This is a genomic window from Lysinibacillus sp. NPDC096418 (genome assembly GCF_044762775.1).
GTDB lineage: Bacteria > Bacillota > Bacilli > Bacillales_A > Planococcaceae > Lysinibacillus.
This window is the reverse complement of record NZ_JBIWEY010000010.1, coordinates 103,469-116,564: the sequence shown is the minus strand read 5'-3', so window position 1 is coordinate 116,564 and position 13,096 is coordinate 103,469. Positions and strand designations below refer to the sequence as shown.

6 protein-coding genes and 1 pseudogene are annotated in these 13,096 nt (G+C 39.2%); 3 read left to right on the top strand and 4 right to left on the bottom strand.

Annotation, left to right across the window (positions count from 1 at the left end; all coding sequences use genetic code 11):
- Positions 1-754: 754 nt before the first annotated feature.
- Positions 755-2,716 carry a methyl-accepting chemotaxis protein gene (locus tag ACIQZG_RS10685; protein ID WP_402755165.1) on the bottom strand — a complete coding sequence of 654 codons (1,962 nt, stop codon included), beginning with the start codon at positions 2,714-2,716 and terminating at the stop codon, positions 755-757.
- Between the two features lie 278 nt (positions 2,717-2,994).
- Here ACIQZG_RS10685 and ACIQZG_RS10680 point away from each other — a divergent pair.
- Positions 2,995-3,348, top strand: a pseudogene (locus ACIQZG_RS10680) (integrase core domain-containing protein); the annotation flags it as partial.
- A 40-nt stretch (positions 3,349-3,388) separates the two neighbouring features.
- On the opposite strand, the gene ACIQZG_RS10675 reads toward ACIQZG_RS10680, so the two are convergent.
- The 3 genes from ACIQZG_RS10675 to hutH form a co-directional block, all read right to left on the bottom strand.
- Positions 3,389-5,242, bottom strand: coding sequence for an SLC13 family permease (locus tag ACIQZG_RS10675; protein WP_402755164.1), 1,854 nt, complete (start codon positions 5,240-5,242; stop codon positions 3,389-3,391).
- Between the two features lie 302 nt (positions 5,243-5,544).
- The gene (hutU, locus tag ACIQZG_RS10670) at positions 5,545-7,215 is read right to left on the bottom strand and encodes a urocanate hydratase (protein ID WP_402755163.1); all 1,671 of its coding nucleotides are present in this window, start codon (positions 7,213-7,215) and stop codon (positions 5,545-5,547) included.
- 12 nt (positions 7,216-7,227) lie between these two features.
- Positions 7,228-8,742, bottom strand: coding sequence for a histidine ammonia-lyase (gene hutH, locus ACIQZG_RS10665; protein WP_402755162.1), 1,515 nt, complete (start codon positions 8,740-8,742; stop codon positions 7,228-7,230).
- A gap of 613 nt (positions 8,743-9,355) precedes the next feature.
- Here hutH and ACIQZG_RS10660 point away from each other — a divergent pair.
- Together ACIQZG_RS10660 and ACIQZG_RS10655 are read left to right on the top strand one after the other, a co-directional pair.
- Entirely contained in the window at positions 9,356-10,861 is a 1,506-nt protein-coding gene (locus tag ACIQZG_RS10660; RefSeq protein ID WP_402755161.1) for a catalase, read from the top strand.
- A gap of 504 nt (positions 10,862-11,365) precedes the next feature.
- Positions 11,366-13,051 (top strand): methyl-accepting chemotaxis protein, encoded by a 1,686-nt coding sequence (locus ACIQZG_RS10655; protein WP_402755160.1) that lies wholly within the window; start codon positions 11,366-11,368, stop codon positions 13,049-13,051.
- The last annotated feature ends 45 nt before the right edge of the window (positions 13,052-13,096 follow it).

Genomic DNA, 13,096 nt, shown 5'->3' with positions numbered 1-13,096 from the left:
TAGGCACGCCGCCAGCGTTCGTCCTGAGCCAGGATCAAACTCTCCATAAAAGTAGTTTGAAAGCTCATTAGCTTTGCTAGCGTATCAACTAAAAGTTGATATCTATTTATTACTTATGTTTCGTTCACTAACTTAGTTGTTAGTTACTTAAAACGTTATTGATTACGTTTTGCTTGTTCAGTTTTCAAGGTTCATTTTGTTTCGTTAGTGCATCACCTCTTGGCGACTCCTATTATATTACACACTTAAGTTTAAAAGGTCAATAGCTTTTTTAAAATTTTTTTATTCTTTTTTATATCCTAGAAAAACTTCCTATAAAATATACTCCACTAACTTTTCAGGATTTTCTTATTTTAAACTCTTTCTGAAAATCATTTCACTTTACTTATTACTTTTAAAAGATCGAATTCAACATACATATTTAATAAAAAGTGATAGATTCATTATGAAATTTTCTAGGATAGTGAATAAATACTTTCTACAATCTCTTAGATTTAAATTACGAATTATGAAAAAGGAAGATGTTCACGTGAAATCTTTGAAGATGAGACAAATTTATAATCATGTGAAACACTAGAAGATGTTAGACGAGAAATCAAAAGTTATATGGCCTATTACAATCATTATCTTGGCCAATGAAACTAAAAAAAGATAACGCCTGCACAATACAGACGTCATCTTCTTCAAGTTGACTAAAGCTTTTTTTAAATGTCCTTTACAAAGGGTACACTGTTTTTTGTTATGCCTGATTCAATTAATATTTAAATTGACTGATTAGCTGTTTAAGCTCATCCGCCATATGCGCTAGAGCTTGTGCAGAAGCATTAATTTCTTCCATCGAAGCTAATTGTTCCTCTGTAGACGCCGCAACGTCCTCTGAAGTAGCTGCATTTCCTTTTGCTGAGAATGCCAAATCCTCCGTAATAGCTGTCACCTCTTGTACACTTGCTGACATTTGTTCAGAGGCAGAAGACACCTCTTCCATTTTAGGCGTAATTTTATCCATGCTTGTCTTAATCACTTGGAATTTTGTGATGGCTTCATCAGATACTTGTAGACCATTTTGAACATCCTCAGTAACTTTTGCCATGATGTTTACAGATTGTTCTGTTTCTAACTGAATGCCAGAGATTAGCTCGAAAATTTGCTGTGCAGATTCCTGTGACTGCTCTGCCAACTTCCTTACTTCATCAGCTACAACTGCGAAACCTTTTCCGTGTTCCCCTGCTCTTGCCGCCTCGATAGCTGCATTGAGAGCAAGTAAATTAGTTTGATCTGCAATGCCTGTAATTACATCTAAAATGGACGTAATTTGCTGAGAGCGTTCATGTAATGTTTGAATTTTTGTGTTTGAATCTGTCACTGATAAATGAATAGAATGCATTTGATCTTTTGTATTTCGGACTGCCTTTCCACCTTCATCTGCCTGTAGGGTCGCATGCTGTGAAAGATCCGTCACAATAGAAGTTATTTCAGCAATATGAAGAATGGCCTTAGAAAGTTCATGTAACGATTCCGCATTCTTATTAGCGCTCGTTGTTTGCGTATCCGCATTCGAAGCAACATCTTGAATTGAAATGGCAACCTTTTCTGTAGCGATGCTCGTTTGATTAGCATTGGCTGTTAATTCTTCTGCAGACGATGCAACTTCCTCAGCATTTTGTTCTATTTTTTGAATAAGTGTCCTTAAACTTTCTTGCATATCGTTAAAGGCTTGTCCTAGCTGTCCAATCTCATCTTTAGAGGTAATCGTTACTTTCTTTGTTAAATCACCTTTACTAATGGTTACCGCACTATCTCTTAGCAACCTAATCGGTTTCAGGATTGTCTTCATAACAAAAAAGAATACAATCGAACTGATTACAATCGCAGCAATTAGTACGAGAAACGTTTTTTTCAGAATGGATGATGCTGATTCGTCAATTTCCTTCGCAAAAAATGTTCCAGTAATTTTCCAATTCGTCAATTCATTGGTTGTAAAGAACATAGTACGGTCTTCACCTTCAAAAACATATTCAAATGTTCCCGATTTGCCGTCATATATTTTGTCGAGGAAGCTTTCTTTTATTTCACCACCCGGTTCTAAAGTCGGATGTGAAATAATCATTTTATCTTCGCCAAAAATAGAAGGATATCCCTCTTTTCCAATACTAATAGAATCCGAAACTTTTTGAAGGTCTGCCATTTTTATATCAATTGCAACTACCCCAGATTGATCTTTTACCTGACGAGCAACTGTAACGACCATTTCTCCAGTCCCTGCATCTATGTATGGATTCGTAATTAAAGTTTCGCCTTTTAATGCCTTAGCCTCTTTATACCAATCCCTTTCCAAAGGATTATAATCCGCACTATTTATTTTTGGTTCTTGAATAAATGCTCCGTCATTTGTTCCAATATAAATACTTAAAACATCTGGACTCAGCTTCATATATTCATGAAAATTTGGTAGTATTTTAGTTTCCTTCTGTTCATACTTAGAAGAATCTATTTCCTCGCTAAAGGTCTTGATTTCGTTTATTTTTACGCTAATGGTACTATCAATTAACATATTTAAAATTTTAACACTTTCATCTGCACTTAAAAGTATTTCGTCCTTTATAGAACTTTTTGCTGAAAGATACGATAAACTCCCTACAGTAATAACTGGAATTAGTAAGATAAAAGCAAATAATGCGTACAACTTACCCTTAAAGCTTCCAAATATCTTTTTCAAAATCAGCTCTCCTTTTTGTCTTTTTATTAGTTTTTTAAATGTATTTTTGGTTCAATCTTGGTATTTTTGACTCAAAAAGAATACCACCCCTACTCTGTTCACAACCTTCCCTTCTTTTGCCTTTTGAATTTAAGTATTTCACCCTAAGCTTTTATCGGACGAAATACTTAAATCCAAACTCTTTTTTTCATTTTTTTGATTTCCTTAACATAAAACCTTTTATTTTTGCACTTCTTCATTATTCAACTAAAGATAGAGCCTCTACATCCCCCCTGAATACAATAAGAATTTTAAAAAAGAATGGTATCAAACTAATAGAAGGTGCATTCATGCGCTCGGATTAAGGCTTTCAAAATACCCTTCCTAAATTCCAAAAGTTTGTAAAGAAAACGGGACTAAATCAGTCCATGTCACGTCGAGGCAACTGTTAGGATAACGCCCCATAAGAATCTTTCTTTGGGCATTCTAAAGATAAAACAGATATAAAATCATGTGAAACACTGGAAGATATTAAACAAGAAATCAAAAGTGATATGACCTATTACAACCATTATCGGGGTCAGCGGAACCTAAAAAAGAAGATGTCTGCACAATACAGACATCAGCTTCTTCTAGTTGCTAGAGTTTTTTAAAATGGCCTTTACAAAGGGTACACTTTAGATGCCGAGTTTTTTAAAATGGGAAGAAAAATGGCACTACAAGCATCATTACGATGAACATCACAATTTGCAACGGTACACCGACCTTTACGAAGTCCATAAACTTATAGTTACCCGCCGTCATGACTAGCGAGTTCGTCGGTGAAGCAATTGGGGTTGCAAACGCCATACTCGCTGCTACAGCTACACCCACCATAAACGTTGTCGGCGAGGCATTCATCGCAATTGCCGCATTCATCGCGATTGGTGCAAACAAAACAGCTGTTGCTGTATTACTAATAAACTGACCAAAAATTACTGTTAACACATAAATTCCAATTAAAACGCCATAAGGTCCATAACCTCCGAGCACATCAATAATACCGTTTGACAGAACGACCATACCACCTGTATTTTCAAGTGCCGTCGCCATCGGGAGCATTGCTGCTACCAAAACAATACTTTCAAAATTCATATTGCTATAAGCATCCTCCATATTGCGGAGACAGCCAGTCAAAATCATCAATACAGCACCAATCATGACCGAAATAACCGCTGGGAAAACTTCAAATGCCATTAAGCCAATCATAAGTAGCATAATAACACCTGCTATCCCTGCCTTACCAGTTGCGGCCGCATTGCTAGCATGCTCCTTTGGCTGACCGACAACTACAACATCCTGTGTCTCTCGTGCTAGTAGCACAATTTCATCCCAAGCACCTTGTACTAAAATGGCATCTCCGAATTTCAGCTTGTGCCTAGCCATAGCTTCTAATTTATAGTCACCTCTGTGGTTAATACCCAAAATGTTGAGATTATACTTTTCTCGAAAGCCAAGTGACTTTACTGTTTCATTGATGAAGCTTGAGTTTGGTGTCAATAATACTTCCGCAATCCCCAGATCCTTCGATACAAGCTCGTCTTCTTCACCTTCAATCAGCTCTTCCATCTGCAGACCGAAATCCGCTACAAAACGTTTAATATCTGATTCTTCGCCCTGTACATATATCTCATCAGACATATGTATAACACTAGTCGGACCTGCCATCTCCTGATACGTCATCGGCAATAAATTAATGCCTTCTTGCGACTTGCGGTGAATTTTTATAATAAAGAGTGAATATTTCGCCGGTAACTTCAGCTTTGCTAAAGGTATGTCGATAATCGCTGAATTCTCCGGCACATATACTCTAAATAGACGATTCCCTAAATCATATTGCTTAATAATTTTCTTTGGTGATAATTTATAACCAGCATTCGTTTGTGTACGGCTTTTGTCATTCGGCAACAGTACATTACGAATAAGCACCAAATACATAATCCCAACAATCATGCCAACAATACCTATAGGTGTCATTTCAAAAAAACTGAGTTTATCATAGCCTCGGTCTACAAGTAATTGACTGACGATGAGATTCGGTGGAGACGCAATTAAAGTCATCAACCCTGATAAACTAGCTACGTAAGAAAGGGGTAGTAAAAACTTTGATGGACTTTCCTTCATACTAATCGCGATACTCACTACAATCGGCATCATGAGTGCCACAGTACCCGTATTACTCATAAAAGCACCGACAGAGCCAACAATGACAAGAAGTAACACAAATAATTTCAGTTCACTATCGCCCGACCATTTGAGCAATAGCCGACCTGCCATCCCAGCAAGCCCTGTGCGTAAAATACCTGCACCGACTACAAAAAGCCCTGCTATCATAAGAACAACAGAGTTTGAGAATCCAGCGAGTGCTTCAGCTGGTGTCAAAATATCCGTAATGACAAACGCAAGTAGTGAGAGGATTGCTACAAGATCTGATCGCACACGATTTGTCATAAATGCAAAAATCGTAGCCCCTAAAATAAAAAATGTTAAAGTAAGTTGCACATCCATAATTTCCTTTCCTAAGAAGTAACAGTTCCATTCTATACGAAAAAGGACACAAATAACGAAATTCCTGTCTATTTGCGTCCTACTATTAAGTTCAACTACACAATTCACGACACAATTACATTTTAACGATAAAATATTATATTTTTAACTCATTATTGCAAAGAACATAGAAATATCAACAAAATATAAATTACCCATTTTCAATACTTTTATCCTATAATTCATGTATACAGGCTAAATTCATTATATTTGCCAATACCTTAATAGCATTCAAAGATTCATAGCTAGGTGGCCATTCTAAATCACTTCATTCCATCCTTTAGCATTGGCATGCGTACACCTTTTTCTCGTACTGTTTTAATCGCAATATCATAGCCAGCATCTGCGTGTCGTACGATGCCTATTCCCGGATCTGCCACTAACACTCGATTAATTTTATCTGCTGCAAGCACTGTACCATCAGCTACCAATACTTGACCTGCATGTTGTGAGAACCCCATCCCTACGCCACCTCCGTGGTGCACACTTACCCAACTTGCACCACCCGCGGTATTGATGAGGGCATTTAAAATTGGCCAGTCAGACACAGCATCTGAGCCGTCTATCATACCTTCCGTCTCACGGTTTGGCGAGGCAACGGAGCCAGAATCTAAATGATCTCGACCAAAGACAATCGGTGCAGATAATTCACCCTTCGCAACCATCTCGTTAACTTTTAAAGCAAAGCGGTGGCGATCACCGTAGCCAAGCCAACAAATACGGGCAGGCAACCCTTGCCACTTCACCATCTTTTGCGCCATATCGATCCAGTTTACTAAGCCGACATCCTGGCCAAACATCTCTTTTGCAAGAGCATCCACCTTTATAATATCTTCTGGATTACCTGAAAGTGCAGCCCAGCGAAACGGCCCCTTCCCCTCGCAAAATAGTGGGCGAATATAGGCTGGGACAAATCCTTGGATATCAAATGCATTAGCAACGCCCATTTCTTTCGCATAGGCACGGATGTTATTACCATAGTCAAACACCTCCGCCCCCGCCTGTTGGAATGCCAACATAAGACGGACATGCTGCGCCATCGTTTCTTTTGCTTTTTGCTCATACATTCTCACATCTTTTTTACGCAACTCTAATGCTTCTTCAAATGTCATACCATTTGGAACATAACCATTTATAGGGTCATGCGCCGATGTTTGATCGGTCACAAAATCAGGAATAATGCCACGTTGAAATAGCTCCCGATGCATATCAGCACAGTTACCTACAAGCCCAATGGATGATGGCTCTTTCTTTTCCCTTAGCTCATTTACTAACTTCACGGCTTCATCTACCGTTTCAACGATGTAGTCACAGTACCCTTCCTTCATTTTACGTTCGATACGAGCACGATCCACTTCTACAACTAAAATAACAGCCCCAGCCATTTTCCCAGCTAGTGGCTGCGCTCCACTCATGCCGCCCATACCACCAGTCAAAATGAACTTACCTCGCAAATCTGCTGTACCAAATACTTTTTTTCCCGCCTCAACAAAACTTAAATATGTCCCTTGTAAAATCCCCTGTGCACCAATGTAAATCCAGCTACCAGCCGTCATTTGACCGTACATCATTAAATCCCGATCCGCTAACTCATAAAAGTGCTCCCAATTAGACCAAGCGGGCACTAAATTAGAATTAGCAATTAAAATACGAGGGGCATTTTCATGTGTACGAAATATCGCGACAGGCTTTCCTGATTGTATGAGTAATGTTTCTGTATCCTCTAATTCCTTCAATGATGCAATAATCTGCTCATAACTCTCCCAATTCCGAGCCGCTTTTCCGATGCCGCCATAGACAACTAATTCATCTGAATTTTCCGCTACTTCAGGATCTAAATTATTCATCAACATACGCATCGCCGCTTCCTGTGTCCACCCTTTACAAGACAGCGCTGTGCCTCTCGGTGCACGAATTATTCTTTTTTTCTCCATATGCCATCCCCTTTAATCTGCGAATTCAACTAGCTCATCGGATTCTAAAAGATACTTTGCCAATGCTTCTATTTCATCTCCAATTGGCTGATCTGTTGTCAGCGGCGGACAAAATTCGCGTACCTTCTTTAAAAATGCACTCGTCGTTGGCGCAAGCTGTTCTTCTGCCTTTTCCAAATAAATAGCTTGCGACGCACAAATTAGTTCAATCGCAATAACCCTAGCTGTATTACGGACAATTTGACGGACCTGACGAGCAGCTATTGTACCCATACTGACATGGTCTTCTTGATTACCCGATGTAGGAATAGAGTCTACACTTGCAGGGTGTGCCAATACTTTATTCTCCGACACGATTGAAGCAGCTGTATATTGGGCAATCATTAAACCACACTCAATCCCAGGATTCGTAGCTAAAAAAGGTGGTAAACCATCGTTAAGTTGCGAATTAACCATTCGTTCTGTTCGACGTTCTGAAATATTGGCCCATTCGCAAACACCGAGTTTTAAAAAGTCCATGGCAAACGCAATTGGCTGACCATGAAATTGCCCGCCAGAAAATATTTCGCCATTTTCTAGCACGATTGGATTGTCTGTTGTAGCATTCATCTCGATTTGCACACGCTCCTCCGCATAGAAAAAAGACTGCCACGAAGCTCCGTGCACTTGGGGAATACAACGTAAAGAATAGGCATCCTGCATACGCACCTCCCCTTGCTTCGTCACGCGCTTACTTCCATCCAGCCATTTACGAATACGCCCACCGACAAGCTCTAATTCCAGATGTGGTCTTACCGCTAAAAGCGCCGGTTCAAATGCCGAAATAATGCCTCTTAGCGCCTCTAATGAGAGACTAGCTGCCATATCCGCCACCAGCCCGATACGCTCTGCTTCATTCAACGTCACTACACCTATACCTGTCATTGCTTGCGTACCATTCACAAGTGCTAAACCTTCTTTTGCCTGCAAGCGTACGGGCACTAACCCCGCTTTCTGTAACGCCACATCCCCTCTCACAATAGCCCCTTCAAACTCCGCTTTACCTTCCCCTACAAGCACTAATGCTAAATGCGATAACGGTGCTAAATCACCACTTGCCCCGACAGAGCCTTGTGATGGCACTAGAGGATGCACACCTTTATTGATGCAATCGAGTAACAGTTGCAACGTTTCATGACGAATTCCCGAAAACCCCCGTGCTAATGCGTTGGCACGTAGAACCATCATCGCCCGCACAACTTCAGTTGGAAACAGATCACCCACGCCTGTTGCATCTGAGCGTAGTAAATTTAATTGGAGCAACTCATTATCCGATTCTTTAATGCGTATATTACTTAGCTTGCCGAAACCCGTATTGACACCATATATCACTTGTCCTTCAGCCAAACATTTTTCAACGCGTGCTCTACTTAGCTTAATACGTTCTTCACTTTCAGGAGATAGCTCAACTACGGCAGTTCCCTTCACAATTTGCTTTACTTGCTGCCTAGTCAATGTATGACCGTCCAGTTTAATGATACCCGTCATCTTCCATCACCCTATTCTTCTGTCATTCGCAAAAAAGCCCTTACTAAAAGAATATGATTAATTTTAAAGGCTATGCGAAAACTCATTTTTGCCATTAGATTTTCACAAATTCTAAAAGGAGTTTCGAGTAATTTGAAGAACCTATTATAGTAATACGAAAAAAATTAGTTAAAGAAAAACATTTTATAATTGAGTAAATTGAAATCAAATGTGATAACCGAATCCACTTATCCATTTTCAATTAACAACACTCATTTTCAACACGCTTGTAGTGTAAACAAAAATATCCTCCTGTAGGATATAGGACTTATCACTTGACTTACATTCATTTTAAAAGTTCGTAAAATCTCTTTAACTAAATAAATCTATAGATATAAACTGCTTTATAACAACGTTTCAAGACAACTACTCTTGTTTTCATTGTTCGAAAACTTTTTTTATTCATATGGAATTTCTATAAAAACTAGCGTAACTACGCTTCTTCCAACGGAAAATATTTATGGATATAAATTCTTTAACAATAATTATTATAATGTACTAGCAATTCTATTTTAGATTTGATATAGTTATTAACGAAGAGTTTGACTCAATAATTCTTAGGGGGAAAACCATTATGACAAACACAAATGATCGTAGCCGTCGCTTTACAACAGCAGGTGGCGCACCAGTAGTAAGTAACCATGACTCAATGTCTGCAGGTCCACGCGGCCCACTTTTACTTCAAGACGTATGGATGATTGAAAAATTAGCTAACTTTAACCGTGAAGTAATTCCTGAGCGTCGTATGCACGCAAAAGGTTCAGGCGCATACGGTACTTTTACTGTAACGCACGATATTACTAAATATACAAAAGCAAAAATCTTCTCTGAAGTTGGTAAGAAAACAGAAATGTTCGCACGTTTCTCAACTGTAGCCGGTGAACGTGGTGCAGCAGATGCAGAGCGCGATATCCGCGGATTTGCTCTTAAATTCTACACTGAAGAAGGTAACTGGGATCTAGTTGGTAACAACACACCTGTATTCTTCTTCCGTGATCCATTACACTTTACAGATTTAAACCACGTGGTAAAACGTGACCCACGTACAAATATGAAAAACGCAAATTCAAACTGGGATTTCTGGACTTTACTTCCAGAGGCATTGCATCAAGTAACAATCGTTATGTCTGACCGTGGTATTCCAAACGGTTACCGTCATATGCACGGTTTCGGTTCTCACACATACAGCTTCATCAACGCAGAAAACGAACGTGTATGGGTGAAATTCCACTTCCGTACAGAACAAGGCATTGAAAACCTAACAGGTGCAGAAGCAACTGAAGTGATCGGAAAAGACCGTGAATCTTCACAACGTGACCTTTACGAATCAATCGAAAAAGGCGATTTCCCGAAATGGAAAATGTACATTCAAGTAATGACCGAGGAACAAGCTCGTGAATTATCGTATAACCCATTCGACTTAACAAAAGTTTGGTACAAAAAAGACTTCCCACTTATTCCAGTTGGTGAATTCGAATTAAACAAAAACCCAGACAACTACTTTGCAGAAGTAGAACAAGCAGCATTCGCACCTTCTAACATTGTGCCTGGTATTAGCTTCTCTCCAGATAAAATGTTACAAGGGCGTATCTTCGCTTATGCAGATGCACAACGTTACCGTTTAGGCGTTAACCACTACATGCTACCTGTAAACGCACCAAAATGCCCATTCCGTACATTCCACCGCGATGGCGCTATGCGTTTTGATGGCAACTTAGGCTCAACAATGAGCTATGAGCCAAATAGCTACAGTGAGTGGGAACACAGCCTAGACCAAAAAGAGCCTGAATTACGTATCGACGGCAATGCTGGTATCCACGACTTCCGTGAAGATGACGACAACTACTTCGAGCAACCAGGTAAGCTATTCCGCTTAATGAGTTCTGAAGAGCAACAACGTCTATTTGAAAACACTGCTGCGGATATGGCGCCAGTTGAAGAGTTCATCAAGCGTCGTCACATCTTGCACTGCTACTTAGCTGATCCAGCTTACGGTGAAGGCGTAGCCAAAGCCATGGGTCTTTCTTTAGACGGTATGGACCTTTCAAACCCATACACAAAACAAACAACAAACGTTTAAGTTTATACAACTACCGCATTACCGCCAGTTGTATAAAGCTAAAGCCTCCGGCGGATGTCACAGATTTTGAAAGAAGATAATTGTGCAAGCACAATTCAAAATCTGGACGCAATTACGTCAAGGCGCTATTGATTTACTTTTATTGATATCCAAATCCAATAAATCAACCCATGTGAAATTAATATTTCACATGGGTTTTTTATAGTCCTACTAATGTCTCTACCTCACTACAAGTTGCTGTATGCCTACAGGGATATTCGAACAATAGAATTAAATCCAGTATAACCACCTATTTTTTTACGCGAATGAAATTACTTAATTCACTAATAATTATGTATTCTTTTTTGTAAATTAACCTTATGTTTTTCGTTTCTACTATGAAGATAATGTAAAATATGCTATTATACGTCGAACAGATCTTCCTTTTATAGATAGATGTGTAAATTAACTATTGATATATACTTATTCACCATTTAATAACTGAAAATTCTGGAGGTATAATACATGTCCATTCGTAAAAGGTTAGGCAGTGCATTTAGCGTCATTATTATATTTTTACTTGTTAGTTCCATCATCTCTTATTCACAAATTAATAAGATTAGCCAAGAAAACACATTTTTAATTGATGATAGTATTAATAAAGCTTTCATCGTCGATAGAATCACCAATGCTTCATCACTTCAAGGTGTTTATATTCGTTCCTACTTACTTGAACCGAATAATGCAACCTTAGATAAATTACATGAACAACAAAATACCATTCATAGTCTAGTAGAAAAAATTGATATGCTCGTTCCTGTGCCCGTTATTAAAGAACAACTTCAGCTTTTGCTCGAACATCAGCAAAAATTTGAAGACGCAGAGCAGGAAATCTTAGCTATGTTTAATAGTGGTGATACTCAAAGGGCCATCGACTTATTATCAACAAAAGCTCGCCTTGCAAATGAGGGCGTTCAAGACGCTGCAAATACCATTTCAGAGTTCCAAGTGTCTGAGATTGACCTTGCGCATGCGGACGTACAAAGGATAGCTGAAGTCAGTTCAAAACTCATTATTGCCATTGCCATCTTCTCCATAATTTTTGCGATACTTATTGCAGCTTTCACCACACGTTCGATTACTAGTCCTATAAAACGTTTAGTAACCGCTACGACGAGCATTGCTGAAGGTGATTTAACACAAGCAGATATCGAAGTGAAGTTGAAGGACGAGATTCAAGATTTGGCGATTGCCTTTAATACCATGAAAATTAATTTACATACGCTCATTCAAAGTGTCACAGTAAACGTTGAACAAACAACCGCAGCTGCACAACAATTAACAGCTAGCACAGAGGAAGTAGCAATTGCCTCCTTAGATGTTGCAAAACGTACAGGCGGCCTAGCAGAAGGTGCCAATCAAGCTGCTGCATCTGGCCAAGAAAGCTCAATAGCCATGGATGAAACTGCGCAAGCTGTGCAAAAAATTGCGGAAACAACACAAGAATTAAATACCCTCTCCATGGATACACAAGACATGGCAACTGTTGGTGAGCAAACATTACAAACAGCGGAGCAGCAGATGACGGTCATTCAGCAATCTTCAAGTGAAACAAGCGACCGGATTCAACAGTTGAGCAAACAATCTGCTGAAATTGAAAGTATTGTGAAAGTCATTACAGACATTTCAGAACAAACTAATTTACTAGCACTAAATGCTGCAATTGAAGCTGCACGTGCTGGGGAACACGGAAAAGGTTTTGCCGTCGTCGCTGACGAGGTGCGTAAACTAGCAGAAGAATCTAAGGCATCAGCCCATCAAATTGTCGCCCTAACGTCTCTTATTCAAAAAGATACAAAAGAAGTGGAACAGGCTGTAATGACAACTGCACATAATGTGGCGGATGGCGTAAATTACATTCAAGATGCACAAGTTTCATTCGAAAATATCATGCAAGCCATTAGGAATATGACCAACCAAATTCAAGAAGTATCAGCTTCAACTGAGGAAATCTCAGCTTCGACTGAAGAAGTTGCTGCTTCCATCAACGAAATGTCAAATCTCGCAATTCGAGCTTCCACTGAAGCTGAAGGAATTGCCGCTGCTACCGAAGAACAGTCTGCTACAGTTCAAGAAATTAGCGACGTTGCAAAATCACTAACGGATGGTGCACTAAAAGTACAACAAGAAGTCAATAAGTTTAAACTCTAATAAAGTAAGAGGCTTGTGTCTAAGATAAGAAATTACCCATAGACA

Excerpts from the sequence above, each read along its gene's own strand:
- ACIQZG_RS10675 (WP_402755164.1), bottom strand. The coding sequence starts at position 5,242 with ATGGATGTGCAACTTACTTTAACATTTTTTATTTTAGGGGCTACGATT.
- hutU (WP_402755163.1), bottom strand. The coding sequence starts at position 7,215 with ATGGAGAAAAAAAGAATAATTCGTGCACCGAGAGGCACAGCGCTGTCT.
- hutH (WP_402755162.1), bottom strand. The coding sequence starts at position 8,742 with ATGACGGGTATCATTAAACTGGACGGTCATACATTGACTAGGCAGCAA.
- ACIQZG_RS10660 (WP_402755161.1), top strand. The coding sequence starts at position 9,356 with ATGACAAACACAAATGATCGTAGCCGTCGCTTTACAACAGCAGGTGGC.
- ACIQZG_RS10655 (WP_402755160.1), top strand. The coding sequence starts at position 11,366 with ATGTCCATTCGTAAAAGGTTAGGCAGTGCATTTAGCGTCATTATTATA.